General features: G+C 55.4%; 23 protein-coding genes and 1 pseudogene. 7 read left to right on the forward strand and 17 right to left on the reverse strand.

The window, feature by feature from the left end:
* From AX755_RS09995 to AX755_RS10005, 3 genes are all read right to left on the reverse strand, one after another.
* Positions 1 to 2,020: alpha-galactosidase (locus tag AX755_RS09995; RefSeq protein ID WP_062856696.1), on the reverse strand; the 2,020-nt coding region annotated here is incomplete at its 3' end.
* A 104-nt stretch (positions 2,021 to 2,124) separates the two neighbouring features.
* Positions 2,125 to 3,219, reverse strand: coding sequence for a LacI family DNA-binding transcriptional regulator (locus tag AX755_RS10000; RefSeq protein WP_257286873.1), 1,095 nt, complete (start codon positions 3,217 to 3,219; stop codon positions 2,125 to 2,127).
* The gene (locus tag AX755_RS10005; RefSeq protein ID WP_013099345.1) at positions 3,138 to 3,686 is read right to left on the reverse strand and encodes a helix-turn-helix domain-containing protein; all 549 of its coding nucleotides are present in this window, start codon (positions 3,684 to 3,686) and stop codon (positions 3,138 to 3,140) included. Before AX755_RS10005 ends, AX755_RS10000 begins: the two co-directional genes overlap by 82 nt.
* Before the next feature lie 101 nt (positions 3,687 to 3,787).
* Between AX755_RS10005 and AX755_RS10010 the strand changes: the two genes are divergently transcribed.
* Together AX755_RS10010 and AX755_RS10015 are read left to right on the forward strand one after the other, a co-directional pair.
* On the forward strand, positions 3,788 to 4,447 hold the full coding sequence (locus AX755_RS10010; RefSeq protein WP_013099346.1) for an AzlC family ABC transporter permease: 660 nt from the start codon (positions 3,788 to 3,790) through the stop codon (positions 4,445 to 4,447).
* The gene (locus tag AX755_RS10015) at positions 4,447 to 4,770 is read left to right on the forward strand and encodes an AzlD domain-containing protein (protein ID WP_020686891.1); all 324 of its coding nucleotides are present in this window, start codon (positions 4,447 to 4,449) and stop codon (positions 4,768 to 4,770) included. The genes AX755_RS10010 and AX755_RS10015 overlap by 1 nt, the downstream gene beginning before the upstream one ends.
* 39 nt (positions 4,771 to 4,809) lie before the next feature.
* Here AX755_RS10015 and AX755_RS10020 read toward each other — a convergent pair whose 3' ends face one another.
* The 6 genes from AX755_RS10020 to fdhD form a co-directional block, all read right to left on the reverse strand.
* Positions 4,810 to 5,400 carry a hypothetical protein gene (locus tag AX755_RS10020; protein ID WP_062856698.1) on the reverse strand — a complete coding sequence of 197 codons (591 nt, stop codon included), beginning with the start codon at positions 5,398 to 5,400 and terminating at the stop codon, positions 4,810 to 4,812.
* Positions 5,391 to 7,820: a fimbrial biogenesis outer membrane usher protein gene (locus AX755_RS10025; protein WP_062856699.1), complete on the reverse strand. Its 2,430-nt coding sequence runs from the start codon at positions 7,818 to 7,820 to the stop codon at positions 5,391 to 5,393. Before AX755_RS10025 ends, AX755_RS10020 begins: the two co-directional genes overlap by 10 nt.
* 20 nt (positions 7,821 to 7,840) lie before the next feature.
* Positions 7,841 to 8,524 carry a fimbria/pilus chaperone family protein gene (locus tag AX755_RS10030; protein WP_062856700.1) on the reverse strand — a complete coding sequence of 228 codons (684 nt, stop codon included), beginning with the start codon at positions 8,522 to 8,524 and terminating at the stop codon, positions 7,841 to 7,843.
* A gap of 74 nt (positions 8,525 to 8,598) precedes the next feature.
* Entirely contained in the window at positions 8,599 to 9,297 is a 699-nt protein-coding gene (locus tag AX755_RS10035) for a DUF1120 domain-containing protein (RefSeq protein ID WP_062856701.1), read from the reverse strand.
* A gap of 402 nt (positions 9,298 to 9,699) precedes the next feature.
* Entirely contained in the window at positions 9,700 to 9,912 is a 213-nt protein-coding gene (locus AX755_RS10040) for a DUF1471 domain-containing protein (RefSeq protein ID WP_013099352.1), read from the reverse strand.
* 114 nt (positions 9,913 to 10,026) lie between these two features.
* Positions 10,027 to 10,863, reverse strand: coding sequence for a formate dehydrogenase accessory sulfurtransferase FdhD (gene fdhD / locus AX755_RS10045; RefSeq protein ID WP_062856702.1), 837 nt, complete (start codon positions 10,861 to 10,863; stop codon positions 10,027 to 10,029).
* Positions 10,864 to 11,246: 383 nt separating this feature from the next.
* On the opposite strand from fdhD, the gene fdnG reads away from it, so the two are divergent.
* Genes fdnG through fdhE form a run of 4 tightly spaced genes read left to right on the forward strand, consistent with a single transcriptional unit; the run spans position 11,247 to position 16,770 of the window.
* Complete coding sequence (fdnG, locus tag AX755_RS10055) at positions 11,247 to 14,297, forward strand: formate dehydrogenase-N subunit alpha (RefSeq protein ID WP_146095406.1); 3,051 nt, start codon at positions 11,247 to 11,249, stop codon at positions 14,295 to 14,297.
* A 12-nt stretch (positions 14,298 to 14,309) separates the two neighbouring features.
* A complete protein-coding gene (gene fdxH / locus AX755_RS10060) occupies positions 14,310 to 15,212 on the forward strand; it encodes a formate dehydrogenase subunit beta (protein ID WP_062856704.1) in 903 nt (300 codons plus the stop codon).
* Positions 15,209 to 15,844 (forward strand): formate dehydrogenase cytochrome b556 subunit, encoded by a 636-nt coding sequence (gene fdoI / locus AX755_RS10065; RefSeq protein WP_013099357.1) that lies wholly within the window; start codon positions 15,209 to 15,211, stop codon positions 15,842 to 15,844. The genes fdxH and fdoI overlap by 4 nt, the downstream gene beginning before the upstream one ends.
* A complete protein-coding gene (fdhE, locus tag AX755_RS10070) occupies positions 15,841 to 16,770 on the forward strand; it encodes a formate dehydrogenase accessory protein FdhE (protein ID WP_029882351.1) in 930 nt (309 codons plus the stop codon). The genes fdoI and fdhE overlap by 4 nt, the downstream gene beginning before the upstream one ends.
* Positions 16,771 to 16,809: 39 nt before the next feature.
* On the opposite strand, the gene AX755_RS10075 is transcribed toward fdhE, so the two are convergent.
* Together AX755_RS10075 and AX755_RS10080 are read right to left on the reverse strand one after the other, a co-directional pair.
* On the reverse strand, positions 16,810 to 17,181 hold the full coding sequence (locus AX755_RS10075) for a type II toxin-antitoxin system VapC family toxin (protein ID WP_080344325.1): 372 nt from the start codon (positions 17,179 to 17,181) through the stop codon (positions 16,810 to 16,812).
* Between the two features lie 2 nt (positions 17,182 to 17,183).
* The gene (locus tag AX755_RS10080) at positions 17,184 to 17,426 is read right to left on the reverse strand and encodes a ribbon-helix-helix domain-containing protein (protein ID WP_020686881.1); all 243 of its coding nucleotides are present in this window, start codon (positions 17,424 to 17,426) and stop codon (positions 17,184 to 17,186) included.
* 199 nt (positions 17,427 to 17,625) lie between these two features.
* Here AX755_RS10080 and AX755_RS25765 point away from each other — a divergent pair.
* Positions 17,626 to 17,751 (forward strand): annotated as a pseudogene (locus AX755_RS25765) (alpha/beta hydrolase); the annotation flags it as partial.
* A gap of 78 nt (positions 17,752 to 17,829) precedes the next feature.
* Here AX755_RS25765 and fabY read toward each other — a convergent pair.
* The 6 genes from fabY to AX755_RS10115 form a co-directional block, all read right to left on the reverse strand.
* Complete coding sequence (gene fabY, locus AX755_RS10090; protein WP_013099362.1) at positions 17,830 to 18,771, reverse strand: fatty acid biosynthesis protein FabY; 942 nt, start codon at positions 18,769 to 18,771, stop codon at positions 17,830 to 17,832.
* A gap of 44 nt (positions 18,772 to 18,815) precedes the next feature.
* On the reverse strand, positions 18,816 to 19,253 hold the full coding sequence (dtd, locus tag AX755_RS10095; RefSeq protein WP_013099363.1) for a D-aminoacyl-tRNA deacylase: 438 nt from the start codon (positions 19,251 to 19,253) through the stop codon (positions 18,816 to 18,818).
* Positions 19,250 to 20,131: a virulence factor BrkB family protein gene (locus AX755_RS10100; RefSeq protein WP_013099364.1), complete on the reverse strand. Its 882-nt coding sequence runs from the start codon at positions 20,129 to 20,131 to the stop codon at positions 19,250 to 19,252. Before AX755_RS10100 ends, dtd begins: the two co-directional genes overlap by 4 nt.
* The gene (yihX, locus tag AX755_RS10105; protein WP_013099365.1) at positions 20,125 to 20,724 is read right to left on the reverse strand and encodes a glucose-1-phosphatase; all 600 of its coding nucleotides are present in this window, start codon (positions 20,722 to 20,724) and stop codon (positions 20,125 to 20,127) included. Before yihX ends, AX755_RS10100 begins: the two co-directional genes overlap by 7 nt.
* Positions 20,725 to 20,843: 119 nt before the next feature.
* Positions 20,844 to 21,644 (reverse strand): DeoR/GlpR family DNA-binding transcription regulator, encoded by an 801-nt coding sequence (locus AX755_RS10110; protein WP_020686879.1) that lies wholly within the window; start codon positions 21,642 to 21,644, stop codon positions 20,844 to 20,846.
* Positions 21,645 to 21,678: 34 nt separating this feature from the next.
* Positions 21,679 to 22,575, reverse strand: a complete 897-nt coding sequence (locus AX755_RS10115; protein ID WP_058651831.1) for a sugar kinase — start codon at positions 22,573 to 22,575, stop codon at positions 21,679 to 21,681.
* Positions 22,576 to 22,645: the final 70 nt, after the last annotated feature.

A 22,645-nucleotide genomic window follows, 5' to 3' on the forward strand; every position in this document is an offset into this window, starting at 1 on the left:
CCATCCATGCCGGCAGCTTGCGCATGGTGTGCCCGCCCTCTCCCGTAATCTTAATATTCGGGTGATCGAGCAGCGAGATACGGTACTGCGCGCTGGCCTCCAGCCCCGGCATGCGCAGCGGCATCATCAGGGTATAATCCGGCATCGCGAGCTGGCTGATGATAAACAGCCCCTGCGACTTATCTTCGCTCACGATCCCCTGCGCCAGCGTGGTGGCGTCCGGCATATCCACACGCCACTGGATGCCGTGGTGGATCACCTCGCGCCACTGCTTGTGCAGCGCAGCGTAATGGCGATAACCTTCGCGCTCTTTCTCATCGACAGTGAGCGGATCCAGCTCCAGCCCCATATGGCCAAACAGCGCCGTCAGGCCGCGGAAGGCAATGCTGTGCTGGCGAAACGTCGCGTGGCATTTATGATGACCGATATGCGCGCCCATCACCTCCGGCGGGAAGAAGTAGCTCATGCCGCGCTGAATAGCGTTGCGCTCCAGCGCGTCGTTGTTGTCGGACGCCCAGAAGCGATGGCAGCGGGTCAGCACCTCGTAATCGATTCGTCCGCCACCTGAGGAGCAGGATTCAAATTCAATATGCGGGAAACGCTCGCCCAGCACATCCAAAAGTCGATAAAACTGGCGGGTCTGCGCGTCGGCGGCGGCTCTGCCGTTATGGCCAGGCTGCACCAGCTCGCGGTTCATATCCCATTTCACATAATCAACCGCATGCTCACCCAGCAGCCAGCTCATGCGCTCCACCAGGTAATCAAACGCTTGCGGAATGTTCAGATTGAGCACCAGCTGGTGTCGTCCGGTCGCCTGCGCGTATCCCGGCAGCGCCAGAACCCAGTCAGGATGCGCGCGGTAGAGATCGGAGTTCGGGTTGATCATCTCCGGTTCAATCCAGATGCCGAACTCCATGCCGAGTTTTTTGACATGGTCGATCACTGGCCGCAGGCCGTTCGGGTATTTTTTCTCATCCAGATACCAGTCGCCCAGCGCAGCATGGTCGTCGTTGCGCCCTTTAAACCAGCCGTCGTCGATGATAAAGCGTTCCACACCCAGCGCGGCCGCCTCGTCAGCCATACGCATGATGTAGTTCGGATCATGGTTGAAGTAGATCCCCTCCCACGTGTTGAGATGGACCGGACGCGGTTTGTTTTCCGGGAAACGGATGATGTTGTCGCGCAGGTAGCGGTGAAACTGCTGGCTCATCCCGTTCAGCCCGTGCGCGGAGTAGCTCGCATAAAGGCGTGGCGTCCAGAGCGTTTGTCCCTCTTCCAGCGCCATCTCTCCTGGCAGGTAGAGCGCTTCCGCTTGCAGATAGCGACGGCCATCGGTTTTGGCTTCAGCGCGAAGGCGATGGTTGCCGCTCCAGCCCAGATGCACACCCCAGACATCGCCGTGCATTTCGCTGAACGACGGCGTGCCTGAAATGAGCGCCGGGAAGTGTTCGTGAGACGTTCTACCCCGGCGGTTCTCAATCACGAAGCTGTCATGCTCCAGCATGACGCGGTGCGGCTGGAATTCACGGATCCAGCGGCCATGAAACGCCATCACCTCCCGGGCGCGCTCCGCCACGGGCAGCGTAACGGCAAAACGGTCCACCTGCCACGCCTGCGATTTCAGGTTGGTTACGCCGTGCCGTACGACCAGCACGCCGCTGGCGTCCAGCGCCAGCTCGCTGGTCAGGCGCAGGCCCGCGTATTCATCTTCTGCCGTTATCGTCAGGGTTTGTCCCTGCTGCTGCACGTCGGTGGTGCTGAAAACCGGGGAACCATCCAGCCCCTGCCGGTGCCCCTCAATGCCGGGTGAACCAAACAGGCCGTGTCCAGGTTCAGCCATCAGCGTAACCGGGGAATCCACGTCGAGCCTGCCGTTAGCCACCGGGCGTTCGAGCGTAGCGGCATCCTGCGGCGAAAAGTGCTGAAGGTGCGGCCCCCAGTAGAGAATTTCGGAAAACGGGTGCGTTTTTATCACCACGTCCACCGTGTTGCTTACGAGTCGAAAAACGTAATCTTGCATCAGACATCTCCAGTCATCGGGATGTCCTGAGTGTTGATCCGAAACGTTTCGGATACAAACCAAAACGTTTCGGATCTGTGATCGGCTTTGGAATTTTGCGTGGTTTACGCCGTCTGGCCTGGGGAGAATTCCGGCTGCCAGAGCACCTGAAGAGTGTCGATGTCGTCGCCGTTAATCAGCTGGCGCACCATATCGGCAATCTGCTTCCCGACGCCCTGACGGGTAGACTGGATCACCGCCGCCACGTCGATATCGACGATGCTGTCCTGGGGCAAACCGTCGTAGACCACCAGCGATACGGCATTCTCGCCGGTTAGACGGCCAAGCTGTGCCAGCGCCATTGCCGCACCGTCGCCGTGGGTGTTGCAGTCGGTGATGATGGCCGTGGGGGGTTGCGGCAGAGAGAGCAGCTCTTTTGTTGTGGCGTAGCCGACCCGGCGGGAAGGCGGCATGGCGCGCAGCCACTTGCTGGACAGCCCGGCTTCACGCAGCGCATCCAGATACCCCTGGCGACGCTGGGTGATGAACGCCTGGTTGTTACTTTCGCCAAGCAAAGCAATACGCTGATGGCCTTTTTCGATCAGCCAGCGGGTGGCCTGATACGTACCGGCGTAGTTGTCAAAATCAAACCATGCATAGGGCTGCGGCAGCTGACTGCGTCCGAGAGCCAGAAAAGGGAACCCGGCAGCCTGAAGCTGCTCCAGGCGCGGATCGTGATCCAGCGTGTGCGCCACAATCAGCGCATCCACGCGACGGCTTTGCACCATGCGCATATAGCTGTGTTTATCGGCCAGATCGTCATCGGCAATCAGCAGGAGATCGATTTCATGTCGCGCAAGTTCGTGGCTAATTTCGCCGACCATGTCCATAAATACGCTGTTATTGAGCGGAACAGGATGTACCGGAAAAACCAGCCCCACCGCGTCGATCTTGCCCATCTTCAGACGACGGGCAAAGGTATTGGGCCGATAGCCGCGTCGCTGGGCTTCCGCTTCCACGCGGGCGCGCGTCTCGCTGGAGACGTCGTCATATCCGTTGAGGGCACGACTGACGGTGGTAACCGAAAGCCCCAGTTCTTTGGCGATAGCTTTAAGCGACATGCGTTTCCGTTTCCTGGTTAATTTTGTTCCGCCACCAGTAGCGCGTAGGTGTCTGGCTCCAGGGCCTTGAAGATATGCGGTTCGTCGGCGGGATAGCAAATGTAATCCCCTGCCTCCAGCACCTCCGCGGCATCAAGCAGACCGACCAGCGCCCGGCCCTGGGTCACAATAATATGTTCAACTGACCCCGGTGAATGGGGCTGGGAAATACGATCGGCACCTGGCTGGGTGATGAGCAGGTAGACATCGCGCCGTGCGCCCGGGGGGCATGCCGCCAGCAGAATGGCTTCGTAATTGGCCTGCCCGGCGACCACTTTTGTGCCTTCACCGCGGCGGATCACCTGCGTGGTCGGCTGCTGCGGCTCCAGCAACCGTGCAAAGGGAATATCCAGCGCCACACAAAGCGACCACAGCGTCTCAAGGCTGGGATTGCCATTGCCGGACTCCAGCTGCGAAAGTGTGGATTTGGCGATACCGGCACGGCGGGCAATTTCCGCCAGTGAAAGTCCGGTTCGCAGGCGTTCTCGCACCAGACTTTTGGCGATCACGCTGATTGGCTGCGTCATAAACGGCCTCTTGTTCTATAAATCGAACGATTCGTTCATCTTGTAAACCGAATCTGATCCGTTCATTATAATGGATACACGTTCGATATGGCTAAAATTGTATGAAACGTTCTCTCTCTTGCCTGAAAGGCGACACCATCAAAGCAATTATCCTCGTTTGCCTCGCCGTTGGCGTGGTGGGGATGTCATACGGCTCGCTGGCGATGGCCTACGGTTTCCCGCTATGGGTACCGTTTGTACTGTCTATTACCGTGCTGGCGGGGGCCTCGGAGTTTATGTTTATCGGTATCGTGGCGAGCGGGGGTAACCCACTGGCGGCGGCCGCGGCCGGGCTGCTGGTGAACGCCCGCCATGTGCCGTTTGGCGTTACGGTGCGCGAGCTGGTGGGTAAACGCGGTTTAAGCTTTTTGGGCTGCCACATCATGAACGACGAAAGCGTGGTGTTTGGGCTGTCGCAAAAAACCCCGGAGCAGCGCAAAACGGCCTACTGGCTGTGCGGCCTGGGCGTTGCCATCCTCTGGCCGCTGGGTACCCTGCTGGGTGCCATGGTCGGAAAACTGTTGCCGGCCCCGGAAACCATCGGGCTGGACGCGGTATTTCCGGCCATATTGCTGGCCTTAGTGGTTCCGGCGTTTAAAAACCGCACCACGCTTATCCGCGCCTGCAGCGGCGCCGCCCTGTCGCTGGCCGCCGTACCGTTCGCTCCGGTGGGCTTACCGGTACTGCTCTCTTTACTCGGTCTCGCCGCGAGGAAAAAATAATGGAAAACATGACCCTCTTTATCCTCGGTATCGCCATTCTGTCAGCAGGGACCTATCTGATGCGTCTTGGCGGGGCGAAACTGGGTAGCCGACTGGCGCTGTCCGAGCGATCTCAGGCACTGCTGTCGGATGCGGCAACAGTGTTGCTGTTTTCCGTGGCGCTGGCGACCACCTTCTATGAAGGGGAACACTTCGCCGGGATGGCGCGGGTGCTGGGCGTGGCGTTTGCGGTGTTTCTGGCCTGGCGAAAAATGCCGTTGATTGTGGTGATCGTGGCGGCGGCGGTCGTTACGGCGCTGCTGCGTCTGGCGGGAATGGCATAAAAAAGCCCGACAGCACGCGTCAGTCGGGCAAGGCGGCGTTTACTGCGCCGCGAGGGTAACGTAATTCACCGTCAGCATTTCTTCGAGCTCCGCCGTGTTGCCGATCCTGAACGCGTTATCGTTGAGATAAGTGACCACCGAGAGCGTAACGACCAGCTGTTTGCCCGCCACCTCGCTGCCGTTCACCGCCACAAGCGACGTATCCGGTGGTAGCGTAACCTCCGCTGCACCCGCGGTGACCTGCGCCGCGCCGCGCGGCACGGCCGCCAGCTGCACGGCACCATTATCCATGCGGGCCTCTTTCGCCGTGATTTTCAGCACACCGTTGTCGCTAAAGCGATACGCTTTGTTTCCACGGGCCGGACCATCCACCTGCAGACGGATCTTGCGCGCGTCCGGACAGATCACCGACACCTGGATCTCACGCTCTGACGAGGCGTACCCCCGGTACGTTTTTCCGGCAATATCCGTGCTGACCTCGCGCATCGCCTCCCGACGTAGCAGACCATTATTGATACTCTTTACTGACGAAACCACCTGACACTCTTCTTCTGCCAGGACGGACGGAGCATGGCTGAGGGCGACGCAGGCCAGCAGCAGTAAAAACGTGCGATGAATAATCAGAGACATTTTCCGTTTATCTCCTCGTAGAATTGAGTGGGATCCGCTTCCGGCAAGGTGAAACTCAGCGTGCAACGGCCAGTATCCTGCTTCGCATACAGCGTCTGGCTGGCGGAAATATCATTCAGGAAAATGATGCCGTCTTCCGGTGCAGAGGTGATGTACTCCCCTTTCCCGTTCACGACAGAGACGCCTTTCGGTAACGGCGTGCCGTCCGCGCGCGTAATATTCAGCAGTACGCGGCGCTGGCTCAGCGTGGTGAACTTCCAGTGAGCAAATGCTCCGTGGGAGGCCTTCAGCGATGCATGACCGTTGCTGACGTCCACATTGCCCGGCAGGCTTTGCGTATCTATTTCAACCGTACTTTCGCTGAACGGTGTCAGGGCGGGAACAACCGCCCTGCCCCATTTGTCCGTCCAGACGTTACCGCGCGGGGTACCTATCGCCACCCCGGCAACGGGCTTGTCCAGCGCCACTACCGCATAGGTATCTGTTACCGGATAAGGTGAGAAGGTGACGCCATCACCGTGCGCGACAATGCCGCCGCTCAGCGCGATCGAGGAGTTACGGTTGCTTTCATTGTCACCGCCAATCCCCAACGCGAGCGTGGTGTAGTGCAGGTTACTGTTCAGCGAACCATCCCAGTTGGTTACGCTGTCATCGTGATCCTGAGAGACGCCCACCGTGTAGGTGTTTTCATCGTTAAATGACCCCATGGCGCGGGTCCCGTAAGAGGCTTTGCCCTCGTTTTCACGGTACCAGCTGTTGGTGGATACGCCGGTGCGGCCCAGCGGCACAGATACGTTCACATAAAACATATCGCTGTCGCTGGTGTACTTATCACCGTGGCTGATGTCTGATTCCCAGTTTACGCTGACGTTAAAATAGCGGAACGACCGCGACCATGACGAAATGATGCGGCGGCTGTCGTATTCGCTGTTCCAGGTCTGGTTGTTGTAATAGCTCAGAGAGAAACGGCCCAGCGTCGGGTTCGACCAGCTCACGCCAACGTTGGTGTCGTATTTCGTGGTCGAGTAGTCATCGTCATCGCTGTATAACTCCTGCATTTCACGATACTTCGGCGTACCGTAGCTCCCGCCAAGGGACAGGCCGAGCCCCCACGGTAAGGCGTAGCCGAGATCCAGCGTGGTTTTATTACCGTCGGTTTGCGAGAGGTTATCAATGGAGCCGAGAAAACCCAGCGAGGCATACATATGCTGCATCGGCACGGTGTCAATGTTGGCGGAGAAACCGTAATAGTGGTTATCTGCCATCACCATGCCGGCGAGAAAGTTCATCCGGTTGTTAATGGACCAGCCGTTTGATGCGGCGACAATCCACGGCTGCGTAAAGTTTGTCTCCATGTCCTCTGCACGCCCGACGGCCAGTGAAAACCCCGGCGCGCGGCCCACGTGGTTGCTACGGAAGGTGCTGGCGGAAACCGTAAAATGGCTTTCGCTGCCGTCGGTTTCTGTCACCGTCACCTTTAAATCCGTGTTCAGGTTAGCAACCGGCACATCGCTTAAGGTGAACGGCCCGGCTGGCACCAGCGTGGAGAAGATCAACTGTCCGCCCTGGCGAATGTCTACGCGCGCCTGGGCGTTGCGGGCAATACCGCTTACCTCAATACCGCTGCTGTAGCCCGGCAGGAGAGCGTTATCCGGCATCATCTGTACGCCATAGATGCCGGGGATACTGAAGCGGCTGTTGGCGATGTTAATTTGCCCCCCCTGCACCATCACGCCGTAGTCGGTAAAGGTGCGCTGTGCATAGGTGTAGAGCGAGTCGCTCTCGAACGACATGCCGCTGCCGTCGCTGATAAACTGCGAACTGCGCACAATCCAGTCACCTGCGTTAAAGCCAAATTCAAACGAAGACTGAAAACGATCGGACTTATCATCATCAAAGTCGTAATGGGTGCCAAACATGGAGTAGTTCAGCATAGCCGCGCGTCCGCCACGCACGTCAGCCACCTGGCGGCCACTTTCCGGGTTAATGGCCTCCGGCGGAACAACCAGTGAAATTTCGTCTACGTCTGGAGAAGTGACGACCGTTGCGTTTTTCCAGTACTGGTGAATTGAAGGGCACGTTTCACGCTTGAGTTTTTTATATAACCCGGCGGCGTCCAGAAATTCTCCATCAATACAGGGAAGACCTTCATCATTGAATTTTACGGGCATAATGCCGCGCTTTTTGCCGTTAATCAGCACGGTGACATTATGGTAACCCGGCATAAATCGCGGGGCGACGGCATAATAGTCAGCAATAGCCGGATCGAGGCCATTCTCTTTTAACGCCTGGGTATCGAAAAATGCTCTTGCCAGCTCCATAGTGGGCGCTGCCGTTGGCAGAATCTCTGCACGAATTCCGAATGCCACCGCGCTCAGGCAAAATGCCAGCACGCCTGTTTTACAGGGGGAAATTTTCATGGCCACTCCGTCGGGTATTATTATTTTAATTCAGCAACATAAGAACTGGCTTTATAGCCAAAGCGGGTAGCAGGGTACATTTCTACCTTGTTATTCTGCCCGGTTATTTTGTTTTCTGACGTCGCTATCATCGTCTGGCCGGGAAGGATATAGCTTTTGTCGAATTTGACCTTAATTCGTGACGGTAATAATGTGGCGTTTTGCTCCATACGCACCACATAAGGCGTATCGTTTACCACCGTCAGGTTGCCATTTTTAATCTGCCAGCGCAGATCTTTCCACGGCTCCATATTCACGTCGAGACCCGCCGGGTGAATAATGACCGGGAGATTCTGGCTGAACACCATTTTCACTTTATTCTGCTCTCGTTGCGGAATAGTGGAAAAAATGACGCGTTTTAAGTGTTCTGTTTTTAATTTTTCCGCGCTGTCTTTTAAGACAAAGCGGACACGCTGCGTTTTGCCGGCATTTACACGCACCACCGGTTGAGTGACAATAACACCGGGTGTGGGATCATCCGGTAAATCGACAATACGGGTATAAAGAAGCTGGGCGGTATCGTCGCTATTTTTCACATCCATGCTCGCTCCCCGCTCGTCTTCGTTAATCAACAGCAGGGAAGTATCTGGCACCATACCGGCGGCAAATGTCTGCAACGACGAAAGCAGGCAAACGCAGAACAACGTTTTTTTAGAGAGAATCATAATATTAGTCCGTTAATATTGATGGAGACTGCTCCCCTAATCAGAGGAGCAGTGAATTATCAGCACTGTGATAATTAGAGGTAAACCAGCTCAACGTTGGTTAAACCGTCCAGCGTCACTTCATCCGTGACGTTTAAATCGTTGGTTGGGTTAATTGTGGCGCTTACAGCAACTTTGAAGTTGATCTTGCTTTCTGGAGAAGGCGCACTACCCGCTTTATCTGAAGTAAAGGCATAAATTTCAGAATTGTCACTGTAAATTTGCATATAGTCGGCACCTCTAACAAGCCAGCCTTTTCCACCATCAATACTTATCAATGGATAAAGTGGGTCTCCGCTCGCGTTAGTGTTTTCGCCTTGATTGCGGTATAACGCTAATGCATAGGCACCAATTTTTTTATCGTTATACATTCCCAGACCAAACACAGAATTTGGCGAACCGCTAAAACCATTACCCATTTTGATACTTTCTGTTGGGGAAGAGTCGTCACGCGAATCGGTAAACTTCACCGCAACACGCGTGGCTTCTTCACAGGTAATGGTAACGGGAATTTCTTTCATATCCGCCAGCGGGGTTACACTTGTCGAATTGAGAGAAGAAACTTTCATGGTACCGAAGTCAGCCACACCGCCACCGCTTGGGAAGGCTGGGGTACATGATGATGGAAGGATTTTACCTGTTACTTTAATATCAATGCTTTGTGCAGCCATAGCTGTATTAACCGACAAGGCTAACGCTGTAACCTGCATTCCTTTTTTGATCAGTGCGTTCATTCAATTTCCTTATTAAGGTGAAATACAAAAGAAAGCCAAATGCCGACATTTGGCCGAGGGTATCGATAAGCAATATTAATTGCCGGAAAATACCAGCATCAATAACCGCTATCAATTGTCTGACCCATCTTTAGGATTTAGACCCGAGGAATTCCTTAACTATTAAGATCAATTATTTGGAATATGAATGTAAATAGCGCCAGCGGCTTAAAAGCATTGAAGGGAATTATGTTATCGACAGTCTTATCAGACAAATTATTTAAGCGGGTTATTTAAGGATAAGCGCTAAACAGGAATAACGATTGAGAAGGGAGAGGAAATATCGCCTTTGCAAGCGAGAAGCGGGATGAGTTTTTTACACCTGTCCCCGCTCCGAAGAGCAAGGGACAGTGGCAACACAACTTATTTGTTCAGTTCCGCGGTCATGTGTACGCGGTTACCAGAGAACGCCTGAGTAATTTTGTAAGAGGACGCGCCCGCTTCCTGAGCCTGAGCGGCGATTTTCGCTTCTGCACCATCCAGCGTGGAGGCGGAAGCGGTGACAGTCTGTGCAGCGAAAGAACCGAATGAAGCAGCCAGAGCGATTACAGCGACAAAAGTTTTGATGCTTTTCATGATATAAACCCTTTCGTTAAGTTGTTCAGGTAAGGCACCGTGCCTTGATGAGATAAATACTAGACCTCATAACCGACAACTAAAAGCGGAAGGATTTGCTATTATCATTCAAAATTACTGATCAACAATTAAACGCTGAGGATGCGTGTAAACGGTAGCCCTTCCCGGTTTGCAGAAGCCGACCAGCGTCAGGTTACAACGCTCTGCCACCTCTACCGCCAGCGTCGTCGCCGCCGAGACCGCAAACAGGATTTCGACACCGCACATTGCAGACTTTTGCACCATCTCGTAGCTGGCACGGCTGGAAACCAGCGCTGCGCCGTGCTGCCAGAGATCGCTCTCCCGCGCCCGACGCCCCATCAGTTTATCCAGTGCCACATGACGTCCCACGTCTTCATGCCCCCCGGCGATGTCGCCTGATGGCAGAACCCATGCCGCCGCATGCGTACAGCCGCTCAACTGACCGATGGGCTGCACGTCGTTGAGGTGGGCAAGCGCGTGGTCGAGGTTGGCCAGATTGAAGGTCTGCGTAAAGGGCAGCGGCGCGACCGGTTTGCCGATATCGTTCAGTTGCTCAACGCCACAGACGCCGCACCCTGTTCGCCCGGCCAACGCGCGACGACGCTCCTTCAGCCCCATAAAGCGACGGCTGGAGAGTTCGATCTGCACTTCCAGACCGTTGCAGGCCTGAACCACATCCATGCCGTAAATGTCCTGCGGATGCGCAATGATGCCTTCCGAGAGCGAAAACCCGATGGCGAACAGTTCAAGATCTTTTGGCGACGCCATCATCACAACGTGCGAGATGCCGTTGTACACCAGGGCGACGGGGACTTCTTCCGCCAGAAAATCGGGCGTGGCGTGGGTAATGTGAGGGGGTCGATGTACCGACAGCGCCACAATGCCTGCTGGCAGCGGTGACGAGTGGGTAGCACGGTTTTGTTTAGACACAACGGTTTTCCTGAACAACCACGGAGGTGAGCCTGCTATTGCAGCATAAACCGCAGGCCTTACGCATAGTATGGATCAACTTTTCAGCACCCAACCGCCTCAAGTTTACCTACTCATTCTGGAGAGGTGCAACCGGCGCCATGCTACACCCCTGTAACATGCGGGGTTAATAATGTGATTGATATCACACTTTATAATCAACACGGTGATAATACGTTCACTTTGTATTAACGCCATTGGAACAGGCGTACCGACATTGTGGTATTCTGGTGATATCCCCCGGAGAAATGAGGGATTAACGCAAATTTTTCTCCTTTGCGGTCATTATTCAACCGCGAAGTCAAAACTACATATGTAAGCAATGTCGAAACAAGGAGTGACCCATGCAGGTCAGCAGAAGGCAGTTCTTTAAGATCTGCGCTGGCGGTATGGCAGGCACCACGGCAGCGGCACTGGGCTTTGCGCCTGGCGTAGCGCTGGCGGAAACGCGGCAGTATAAACTGCTGCGCACCCGTGAAACCCGTAATACCTGTACGTACTGCTCTGTCGGTTGCGGGCTGTTAATGTATAGCCTCGGCGACGGTGCTAAAAACGCCAAAGCGTCTATCTTCCACATCGAAGGCGACCCGGACCACCCGGTCAACCGCGGCGCGCTGTGCCCGAAAGGGGCCGGTCTGGTGGACTTTATCCACTCCGAAAGCCGTCTGAAATTCCCGGAATATCGCGCGCCTGGCTCTGATAAATGGCAGCAAATCAGCTGGGAAGAAGCATTTGACCGCATCGCTAAACTGATTAAAGAAGACCGCGATGCCAACTTTATTGCGAAGAACGCCGACGGCGTGACGGTCAACCGCTGGCTCTCCACCGGGATGCTGTGTGCATCGGCTTCCAGTAACGAAACCGGCTATTTAACTCAGAAATTCACGCGCGCACTCGGTATGCTCGCGGTCGACAACCAGGCGCGTGTCTGACACGGACCAACGGTAGCAAGTCTTGCTCCAACATTTGGTCGCGGTGCGATGACCAACCACTGGGTCGACATCAAGAACGCCAACCTCATTGTGGTGATGGGCGGTAACGCCGCTGAAGCGCACCCTGTCGGGTTCCGCTGGGCGATGGAAGCCAAAATCCACAACGGTGCGAAACTGATTGTGATCGATCCCCGCTTTACGCGTACAGCGTCAGTGGCGGATTTCTACACCCCTATTCGTTCAGGTACTGACATCACTTTCCTGTCAGGCGTATTGCTGTACCTGATGACTAACGAAAAATACAACCGCGAATACACCGAAGCCTATACCAACGCCAGCCTGATCGTGCGTGAGGATTACCACTTCGAAGATGGCCTGTTCAGCGGTTACGACGCCGAAAAACGCAAGTACGACAAAACCAGTTGGAACTACGAGCTGGACGAGAACGGCTTTGCGAAGCGCGACACCACCCTGCAACACCCGCGCTGCGTGTGGAACCTGCTGAAAGAGCACGTTTCTCGCTATACGCCGGACATTGTTGAGAACATCTGTGGTACGCCAAAGGCTGACTTCCTGAAGGTCTGCGAGCTTATCGCCGAAACCAGCGCGAAAGACAAAACCGCGTCGTTCCTGTATGCCCTCGGCTGGACGCAACACTCCATTGGTGCGCAGAACATCCGTACCATGGCGATGGTTCAGCTGCTGCTCGGCAACATGGGGATGGCAGGCGGTGGCGTGAACGCCCTGCGCGGTCACTCCAACATTCAGGGTCTGACCGACCTCGGCCTGCTGTCACAAAGCCTGACGGGTTATATGAACCTGCCAAGCGAGAAACAACCGGACCTGCAAACCTACCTTACAGCCAGCACGCCAAAACCGCTGCTTGAAGGCCAGGTGAACTACTGGGGCAACTATCCGAAGTTCTTCGTCTCGCTGATGAAAGCCTTCTACGGCGACAAAGCGACGGCGGAAAATAGCTGGGGCTTTGACTGGCTGCCGAAGTGGGACAAAGGTTACGACGTGCTGCAGTACTTCGAGATGATGCACCAGGGTCAGGTCAACGGCTACATTTGCCAGGGCTTTAACCCGGTCGCCTCGTTCCCGAACAAGAACAAGGTTGTCGAGTCGCTGTCGAAACTGAAGTTCCTGATTACCATCGACCCGCTCAACACCGAGACCTCGACCTTCTGGCAGAACCACGGTGAATCGAACGACGTCGATCCGTCAAAAATTCAGACCGAAGTATTCCGTCTGCCATCAACCTGCTTCGCGGAAGAGAACGGTTCTATCGTCAACTCTGGCCGCTGGTTGCAGTGGCACTGGAAAGGTGCGGACGCCCCGGGCATCGCCATGAACGACGGCGAGATCCTGGCCGGTATCTTCTTACGCCTGCGTAAGATGTACGCGGCAGAAGGCGGCGCGAACCCGGAACCGGTTCTGAACATGACCTGGAACTACTCGACGCCGGAGAATCCATCCCCGGAAGAAGTGGCGATGGAGAGCAACGGTAAGGCGCTGGCGGACGTTATCGACCCGGCCACCGGTACCGTGCTGGCGAAAAAAGGCGATCAGCTCAGCACCTTCGCGCACCTGCGTGATGACGGCACCACCTCAAGCGGTTGCTGGATCTTTACCGGTAGCTGGACGCCGAAAGGCAACCAGATGGCCAACCGCGATAACGCTGACCCATCGGGCCTTGGCAATACGCTGGGCTGGGCATGGGCATGGCCGCTTAACCGCCGCATTCTCTATAACCGTGCCTCCGCTGACCCGCAGGGCAACCCGTGGGATCCGAAGCGTCAGCTTCTGAAATGGGACGGCGCGAAATGGGGCGGCGTGGATATTCCGGACTACAGCACTGCCGCACCAGGCAGCGATGTCGGGCCGTTTATCATGCAGCCTGAAGGGATGGGACGCCTGTTTGCCATCGATAAAATGGCGGAAGGGCCGTTCCCGGAACACTACGAGCCGTTTGAAACGCCGCTGGGTACTAACCCGCTGCACCCGAACGTGGTCTCTAACCCGGCTGCCCGTATCTTTAAGGGCGACTTTGAAGCGCTGGGTAAAAAAGACAAGTTCCCGTATGTGGGCACCACTTACCGTCTGACCGAGCACTTCCACTACTGGACCAAGCACGCGCTGCTTAACGCCATCGCGCAGCCTGAACAGTTTGTGGAGATCGGCGAGAAGCTGGCGAACAAGCTCGGCATTGCCCATGGCGATACCGTGAAGGTCTCCTCCAACCGTGGCTATATCAAGGCCAAGGCGGTAGTGACCAAGCGTATTCGCACGCTGAACGTACACGGTCAGCAGGTGGATACCATCGGTATTCCGATTCACTGGGGTTATGAGGGCGTGGCGAAGAAAGGGTTCATTGCGAACACCCTGACGCCATTCGTCGGGGATGCGAACACGCAGACGCCGGAGTTTAAGGCCTTCCTCGTGAACGTGGAAAAGGTGTAACGGAGACGACTTATGGCTTATCAATCTCAGGACATTATTCGTCGTTCCGCGACTAACGGTTTCACGCCCGCGCCTCAGGCGCGGGACCACCAGCAGGAAGTGGCGAAGCTTATCGACGTTACCACCTGTATCGGCTGTAAAGCCTGTCAGGTGGCCTGTTCAGAGTGGAACGACCTCCGTGACGAAGTGGGTCACAACGTCGGGGTGTACGACAACCCGGCCGACCTGACCGCCAAATCCTGGACGGTAATGCGTTTCTCTGAAGTGGAGCAGAACGACAAACTGGAATGGCTTATCCGCAAAGACGGCTGTATGCACTGTGCGGATCCGGGCTGCCTGAAGGCGTGTCCGTCAGAAGGGGCTATCATTCAGTATGCCAACGGCATTGTCGACTTCCAGTCCGAGCAGTGCATCGGCTGCGGCTACTGCATCGCGGGCTGCCCGTTTGACGTGCCGCGACTGAACCCGGAAGACAACCGCGTCTACAAATGTACGCTGTGCGTTGACCGCGTGAACGTTGGCCAGGAGCCAGCCTGCGTGAAAACCTGTCCAACCGGCGCCATCCACTTTGGCTCCAAAGAGGATATGAAAACGCTGGCGGCCGAACGCGTGGGTGAACTGAAAACCCGTGGTTACGATAACGCTGGCCTGTACGATCCGGCCGGTGTGGGCGGTACGCACGTGATGTACGTGTTGCACCATGCCGACAAGCCGAATCTGTATCACGGCCTGCCGGAGAACCCGGAAATCAGCGCCACCGTGAAGTTCTGGAAAGGCATCTGGAAACCGCTGGCAGCGGTAGGCTTTGCTGCCACCTTCGCAGCGAGCATCTTCCACTACGTCGGCGTTGGTCCGAACCGCGCGGAAGAGGAAAACGATAACCTGCATGAAGAGAAAGACGAGGTGCGCAAATGAAAAAACGTGACACCATCGTGCGCTACACCGCGCCGGAACGCATCAACCACTGGGTCACCGCCTTCTGCTTCATGCTGGCGGCGATAAGCGGGCTGGGGTTCTTCTTCCCGTCCTTCAACTGGCTGATGCAGATACTGGGTACGCCACAGCTGGCGCGCATCCTTCACCCGTTCGTGGGTGTGGTGATGTTTGCCTCGTTTATCATCATGTTTTTCCGTTACTGGCACCATAACCTAATCAATCGGGATGATATCTTTTGGGCGAAGAATATTCGTAAGATCGTCGTCAACGAGGAAGTGGGTGACACCGGGCGTTATAACTTCGGCCAGAAGTGCGTATTCTGGGCGGCGATTATCTTCCTGGTCCTGTTGCTGGTGAGCGGCGTGATCATCTGGCGTCCGTACTTTGCGCCTGCTTTCTCAATCCCGGTGATCCGATTCGCGCTGATGCTGCATTCATTTGCCGCAGTGGCGTTAATTGTGGTTATCATGGTGCATATTTACGCCGCCCTCTGGGTGAAAGGCACCATTACCGCGATGGTGGAAGGATGGGTAACCAAAACGTGGGCGAAGAAACATCACCCGCGCTGGTACCGTGAAGTCCGCCAGAAACAGGAAAAGTCATCTGAATGAGTATTCGCATAATCCCGCAAGATGAGCTGGGGTCGAGCGAGAAACGCACGGCGGAATATATTCCGCCGTTGTTATTCCCCAGACTCAAGAACCTCTACAACCGCCGTGCAGAGCGCCTGCGCGAGCTGGCAGAGAACAACCCGCTGGGCGATTTTCTGCGTTTTGCCGCGCTGGTTGCCCATGCGCAGGAAGTGGTGCTGTACGACCACCCTCTGCAAATGGATCTGACTGCGCGCATCAAAGAAGCCAGTGAGCAGGGCAAGCCGCCGCTGGATATTCACGTCCTGCCGCGTGACAAGCACTGGCATAAGCTGCTGCACTCTCTGATTGCCGAGCTGAAGCCCGAGATGAGCGGCACCGCGCTGGCGGTCATTGAGAACCTGGAAAAAGCCTCCGATCAGGAGCTGGAAGAGATGGCGAGCGCGCTGTTTGCCTCTGACTTCTCGCTGGTCAGCAGCGATAAAGCGCCGTTTATCTGGGCTGCGCTGTCGCTCTACTGGGCCCAAATGGCCAGTCTGATCCCCGGTAAAGCGCGCGCCGAATACGGCGAAGCGCGCCAGTTCTGTCCGGTGTGTGGCTCAATGCCAGTCTCCAGCATGGTACAGATCGGCACCACCCAGGGGCTGCGCTACCTGCATTGCAACCTGTGTGAAACCGAGTGGCATGTGGTGCGCGTGAAGTGCAGCAACTGCGAGCAGACCCGCGATCTGAACTACTGGTCACTGGAAAATGAAGACGCGGCGGTAAAAGCCGAAAGTTGCGGCGATTGCGGTACGTATCTGAAGATTCTGTATCAGGAAAAAGACCCGAAAGTTGAAGCGGTGGCCGACGATCTCGCCTCGCTGATTCTGGACGCCAAAATGGAGCAAGAGGGCTTTGCCCGTAGCTCTATCAACCCGTTCCTGTTCCCGGGTGAAGGGGAGTAATCTCCTGTAATAGTGCCGGGCGGCGCAAGCTTGCCCGGCCTACAGTTGATAAGGCGTAACGACCTCATCAATACCCGAAAAATCTTTCGTATTTCGAGAAATCAACGGACATTTTCTGCTCTGGGCTGTGGCCAGAATGATGGCATCAGGCAGTTTCATTCCATGTTTTTCACGCAGTAAAACGCTTCTTTCCGCGATATCCCGAGACACATCAATAACTTCGAAAGCGCCCATCACGGCTGCCGTTTTCGCTTCATGACCATGCCTGCGTGCGCCCACCATCACCTCCATCCAGGTAATTAAGCTAATGGCTCGATGTGACGCGGCATGATCAATCGCATCCGCAGCTTCGACACGGTTGTTGAAGAGATCAATGAGAATATTGGTATCAAACACGGCCATATTATTCATGATCACCATTCCTCACGCAGCTTACGTTCATACTCCAGCCCGTCTTCTTTCTTGTCTCCCCACAAGCCAAGCGCAGCGCGGATAACAGACGAACTCTGCTGGTCGAGATACAGCTCTATCGCCTCCCGTAGCAGCTCAGCGCGCGGCTGATTTCGCAGTTGCTTGAGGTTATCCAGCCGTTGAATCACGTCATCAGATAAATCGATCAGTATTCTGCCCATATCCAGTTCCGCCAAAACACTCATATATCACCTTAGTATATCATCTGCGGTTAATTTTCAGGCAAAATACACCTTATCAATTTAGGGTTAAAGGGCATTTTTTCGAGAGTAATCAATTTTGCGAGCCGCTTTCCATATCGTTCGCATCCTCAGATTTCGCTGTTTTCATCTGCACTAAATCAGGCTATAAACCTGTATATACATACAGCAAAAGGACATCACCATGGCACTGGAAAAGGGTATTGATAGGCTTGTGCAGGATTTTATCGCTGCAGGCCGACCTGGCGCGCGTAAGCAGAGTATTGATGACCGGAGAGCCGGATATGTAGCCAGTACTGTACTTGCCGGCGTCAGTCCATCAGCGCGAGATGTTCTTCGGGACATCGCCTGGCGGATCAACTCCGCCCGGCGATAACATCGGGGAACCTTACTCCTCCTCGTTCCCGCCCTCTTCATACGCGCCAAACGGCTTCGCAGGCAGAACGATATAGGTGCCTTCAAACACCGCGCCTGGGGTTTCATCGCCAAAGAGTTCAACCTGCATCTGTACACGGGCTTTGCGGCCGCGCGCCAGGCGGTCGAGATCGCCCCCCAAAGAGCCGAGATCGGCCACGGCGCTCGGTTTGCCGCTTATGGGGGCGCTGTAGCGAATATGGGCATCAGCCAGAATGATCGTGCCGCCAAGGTGGCGTTCACGCAGCATCAGCCAGATAAGCCCCCAGCCGGTGAGCGTGGCGAGCGAAAACAGGCTGCCGGCAAATAGCGTGTGGTGTGGGTTCTGGTTGCCGGTTTCCGGCATGGTGGTAATGAATTTTTGCCCGGTGTACTGCTGAATACGCACCCCCATCTTTTCACTCAGAGGGATGTGCTGATACCAGGCCTGCTGAAGCTGTCCGCACCAGTCCGCGCGGTGGAGAATATCATCCAGCGTGGCGATGGGTTTAATCATCAAAAAGTGGCGAATCGGCGTGGTTTGCGGGGTCGTAATTTCCCCCTGATTAACAAAACCGAGTTTGGCGAAGAACTCAACGGCATCTTCGCGGGCGCTACAGGTCACGCGCTTAACGCCTTCCTGACGGGCCACTGACTCCAGGGTCATGGCCATCAACGTACCTAACCCTTTGTCCTGCACGGAGGGATGGACCGCCATAAAACGAATAGAGGCTTCGTTATCGGCATTAATATACAGACGTCCGACGGCAACGAGGTTACCCTCTTCGTCCATCACCATCTGATGATGTGCCATGGCGTCCCAGGCGTCGCGTTCAGACCCTTTAGGCTGATGTAATGGCTTGCGCAGCATTTCCCAGCGGAACTGGTAATAGGCTTCTAACTCTTCTTCCGTTTGCGGTACTCGAAGGTGATACATAGCTGTACTCTCTCTTGTTACCCGCGGCCACGCCGCCAGTTGGCTCATACCTGGAGCCAGAATGTGACGGGGCCATCGTTCACCAGCGATACCTGCATATCTGCAGCAAATCGTCCGGTTTGCGTATTCATTTCCTGTTGGCGACAACGCTCAACAAAGTACTCGTAAAGCGCTTCTGCCCGATCCGGGGCCGCACCTTTTGAGAAACTCGGGCGCATGCCGCGTTCGGTATCGGCGGCCAGCGTAAACTGGGAAACCACCAGCACGCTTCCGCCCGATTGCTGGACGTTAAGGTTCATCTTGCCTTCCGCATCACTGAAGATACGGTAGCCCAGCACGCGTTCACATAAGCGGTTGGCTTTTTGTTCGTCGTCATCCTTTTCGACACCTAACAACACTAAAAGTCCTGGGCCAATTTCACCCGTCACCTCTCCCTCCACGGTGACGCTGGCACGGGTTACGCGCTGTATCAATGCAATCATGGTTGGTCTGCTTCTTGTTGTTTTTCAGCTTCTGCTGCTTTTTTAAGTTCGCGGTATACGCCGAGAGTGACAGTTATTTCCGCACCAAGCAAGACGATACACCAGGTCCAGTAAACCCAGACAAACAAAATGGGGATCACCGCCAGTACGCCGTAAATGAGCTGATAGGAGGGGAACATGGTGATGTAAAGGGCAAACCCCTTTTTGCCCAGTTCGAAGAGTACCGCTGCCACCAGTGCGCCAACAACCGCATCACGGTTCGGCACGCGCGTGGTCGGCACCACACTGTAGAGCAGCCAGAAAGAGAGCCACGATAAAATCAGCGGGAAGATACGCAACACGTTATCAATGGCACCGTTGAGATCGCTGGCCCAGCGCAGGGAGAGCAGATAGGAGCTAATCGCCAGGCTCGCCCCCGCCAGCAGCGGGCCGAGAGTTAAAATCATCCAGTAAACAGCAAAGGAATAGACCTTCGGGCGGACTTTTTTACTCCGCCAGATTGTATTAAGCGCACTGTCGATGGAGTACATCAGCAGCAGCGCGGTGACGATAAGCCCGCACGCCCCCACTGCCGTCATCTTGCTGGAGTTTGCGACAAACTGTTCAATGTAGTTCTGGATCACATCGCCAGTGGCAGGAATAAAATTCGCAAAGACGAAGTGACGCAGCTGCAGGCTGACCTCTGCAAACATGGGAAAAGCGGAAAAAAGGGCAAAAATAACCGCCACCAGCGGTACCAGGGAGAGCAACGACACGTAGGCGAGATTACCCGCCAGCGTGGTCATGTTGTCCTCATCAATACGGTGCCAGAGGAGTTTTAGCCAGGCCCTGAGCGGGCGAGTATGGTGCGTGGCTTTTTGATGAACGGTTTTTAGCATAACTGCTTCGCAAAGTAGTTCGGTATCGTCTCTTTTCCGGTCACCAGAATTGACGTAATACCCAACTGGTTAGCTCCCTCTATATTATCGGCATTGTCATCGAAAAAGACCGCATCGGACGCGGAGAATCCTTCCGCTTGCAGTACCGCCTGATAAATCCGCGCTTCGGGTTTACGCATCCCCATCTCTTGCGAGAGGTAGATTTTATCTGCTGCGGCCTTAACTTCTGGGTATTCCTCAGGCCAGAACGTGGTGTGCAGGCGGTTGGTGTTCGACAGCACGACGACCCGGTGACCCTGCTCGCGAAGTTTATGCATGATGTCGATAACCTCAGGGCGGATAGCGACAAATACAGCTTGCCAGCCGTGGGAGAACTGTTCGTAGCTTAACGGCAGATCCATTTCATGGCACAGGCGTTCAGCAAACACTTCGTCGCTGATCTCACCCCGTTCATGCTGATGGAATGTCTCGCCCATGGCGAAACTCTGTTTTAACGTCGCCAGCGGGACACGGCTAAAATCGCTCCATGCGCCCAGCACCCGATTGAAATCGATATCGACGATTACATTTCCTAAGTCAAAGATATAAAGCATGTTTATCTCCTGCTCGCCGTGGAAAAGTAACTGTAGCGGGAAAGATAAGGTTTGGCTATGCGCCAGATTCAGCTTAAAGAAAGGAACGGCCCGAAGGGATTTTCGGGCCGTCAGAGAGGTTATCCAGCCTGCTGCTCGTCGCCTGTGCTGACTTCGACAACTTCTACCTTGCTGAATTTGAGATGATTATGTAGCGCAGAGCCGGGCAGTTCATCGGTAAAGAGCGCCGTTGCCTGCGCCACGTTGCCAATTTCCACGGCGGCAGAGGCGGTGTATTTCGTATGATCGGCCGCCAGTAAAATATGTCTGGCATGAGCCATCATCGTTTTCACCACGCTGGCTTCATTGACGTCAAACTCCATCATCGCGCCGTCGTGTTCAATCGCCCCCACGCTGGTCACCAGATAATCCGCCCGAAAGCCAGACACGAACGCCGTCGCCGCCGGACCGATAATGCCGCCGTTATGTGGACGCAGCGTACCGCCGGGCACCATCACCTCAAAACGCGGATTTTTATAGAGGATGTGTGCCACCCGCAGACTGTTAGTGATGATACGCAGATGGTTATGGTTGAGCAGTGCACGGGCCACGTGCTCCACGGTCGTGCCAATGGTGATGAAAATAGTGGAACCATCAGGAATATAGTCTGCAATCGCTTCGGCAATCGCCCGCTTCTCTTCAGTCAGCGACACTTCGCGCTGCTCAAAGGCCGTGTTCACCACGCTGGATGCCCTGCCCGCACCGCCATGATGTCGCGTAATCAGTCCCTGTTCGCTCAGCTTGCGGATATCCCGGCGCACGGTTTGCGTCGAGACGTCCAGCAGCTGCGCCAGTTCATCAATGTTCATATATCCGCGATCGGCTATCAGCGTCAGCAGCTGATCGTGACGCGGGTTGCCGGTCAGTTCGGTAAGGCTCATGGGCTGTCCTCTGAAAACCATCACGCCCCGCATTTTATACAAAAAGTGACAAAAAAGAGCGGGTTTGATCACAGTCGGGTATACCTGCGCGACCGCCGGGCTGAGTACATTTCAGCGCGGCGACGGCGCTGGCGAAACGCACGGCTTGCGCTGGAGATAACCGTTGCGCCAGGCTGACCGCCAGGGCACCGTGGAAAACATCCCCCGCCCCGGTGGTATCAACCACCTCGACCTCAAAACCCGGCTGATGGCACAGGGCATCGTTCTCCAGCCAAAAGCAGCCGTCCCGGCCCTGCGTGACATAGACATGTCCATTTGTGAGCGTTTGTGCTTTTTTAAGCGCACCTTCCGTTTCCTCAAGATGGCTTACCCGACGCAGCCCCGGCGCGGAAAAGGCAGCATGATCGCTGAGGGCGATAAGTTCCGCGATGTCCTGAGGGGTTGTGTCCGCATCGAGCAACGTGGGGACGCCTTGCTGGCGGGCAAGGGTAAACGCCTGCTTCGCCCCTTCATGCCAGCGCACATCGGCTAAAACAATGTCCCATTGCGAGAAGTCGATGCCCTGCAGCCAGTCTGCCGCAGCGGGAAGATCGGGGCTAGGATAGTTCGCGATGATGCGTTCCCCGCTGCCGTCCACCAGCACCGCCGATTGTGACGAGCGGGCATCTTTCACTATGCGCGTGTAGCGGGTGTTCACCCCCAGGGATTCCAGCTCCGCAAGCAGCCTTCTGCCGGTATCGTCGTCACCCACCCGGCCAATAAAATCCACGGATGCCCCCAGTTTTGCCGCCGCCACCGCCGCAGTTGCCGCCGGGCCGCCGCCCACTTCCGTATAGTCTTTTGCGACATATTTCCCACCTTCTTTTGGTAAATCATCGAGATACCAGATGCGATCCAGCACGGTTATGCCGACACAAACGATGCGAGTCATGGTGCTTCCTTCTGCAATTTCTGATGCCTTCATTTTAATTTCATCAAATGTTTAAAAAGTGACCCCTGTC

It is taken from the genome of Enterobacter sp. SENG-6 (assembly GCF_001605945.1).
In the GTDB taxonomy this organism is placed as follows: domain Bacteria; phylum Pseudomonadota; class Gammaproteobacteria; order Enterobacterales; family Enterobacteriaceae; genus Enterobacter; species Enterobacter cloacae.

Bases quoted from the DNA above. Each gene is read 5' to 3' on its own strand.
- AX755_RS10005 (WP_013099345.1), bottom strand. From the start codon at position 3,686: ATGACGCAGCCAATCAGCGTGATCGCCAAAAGTCTGGTGCGAGAACGC.
- AX755_RS10010 (WP_013099346.1), top strand. From the start codon at position 3,788: ATGAAACGTTCTCTCTCTTGCCTGAAAGGCGACACCATCAAAGCAATT.
- AX755_RS10015 (WP_020686891.1), top strand. From the start codon at position 4,447: ATGGAAAACATGACCCTCTTTATCCTCGGTATCGCCATTCTGTCAGCA.
- AX755_RS10020 (WP_062856698.1), bottom strand. From the start codon at position 5,400: ATGTCTCTGATTATTCATCGCACGTTTTTACTGCTGCTGGCCTGCGTC.
- AX755_RS10025 (WP_062856699.1), bottom strand. From the start codon at position 7,820: ATGAAAATTTCCCCCTGTAAAACAGGCGTGCTGGCATTTTGCCTGAGC.
- AX755_RS10030 (WP_062856700.1), bottom strand. From the start codon at position 8,524: ATGATTCTCTCTAAAAAAACGTTGTTCTGCGTTTGCCTGCTTTCGTCG.
- AX755_RS10035 (WP_062856701.1), bottom strand. From the start codon at position 9,297: ATGAACGCACTGATCAAAAAAGGAATGCAGGTTACAGCGTTAGCCTTG.
- AX755_RS10040 (WP_013099352.1), bottom strand. From the start codon at position 9,912: ATGAAAAGCATCAAAACTTTTGTCGCTGTAATCGCTCTGGCTGCTTCA.
- fdxH (WP_062856704.1), top strand. From the start codon at position 14,310: ATGGCTTATCAATCTCAGGACATTATTCGTCGTTCCGCGACTAACGGT.
- fdoI (WP_013099357.1), top strand. From the start codon at position 15,209: ATGAAAAAACGTGACACCATCGTGCGCTACACCGCGCCGGAACGCATC.
- fdhE (WP_029882351.1), top strand. From the start codon at position 15,841: ATGAGTATTCGCATAATCCCGCAAGATGAGCTGGGGTCGAGCGAGAAA.
- AX755_RS10075 (WP_080344325.1), bottom strand. From the start codon at position 17,181: ATGAATAATATGGCCGTGTTTGATACCAATATTCTCATTGATCTCTTC.
- AX755_RS10080 (WP_020686881.1), bottom strand. From the start codon at position 17,426: ATGAGTGTTTTGGCGGAACTGGATATGGGCAGAATACTGATCGATTTA.
- fabY (WP_013099362.1), bottom strand. From the start codon at position 18,771: ATGTATCACCTTCGAGTACCGCAAACGGAAGAAGAGTTAGAAGCCTAT.
- dtd (WP_013099363.1), bottom strand. From the start codon at position 19,253: ATGATTGCATTGATACAGCGCGTAACCCGTGCCAGCGTCACCGTGGAG.
- AX755_RS10100 (WP_013099364.1), bottom strand. From the start codon at position 20,131: ATGCTAAAAACCGTTCATCAAAAAGCCACGCACCATACTCGCCCGCTC.
- yihX (WP_013099365.1), bottom strand. From the start codon at position 20,724: ATGCTTTATATCTTTGACTTAGGAAATGTAATCGTCGATATCGATTTC.
- AX755_RS10110 (WP_020686879.1), bottom strand. From the start codon at position 21,644: ATGAGCCTTACCGAACTGACCGGCAACCCGCGTCACGATCAGCTGCTG.
- AX755_RS10115 (WP_058651831.1), bottom strand. From the start codon at position 22,575: ATGACTCGCATCGTTTGTGTCGGCATAACCGTGCTGGATCGCATCTGG.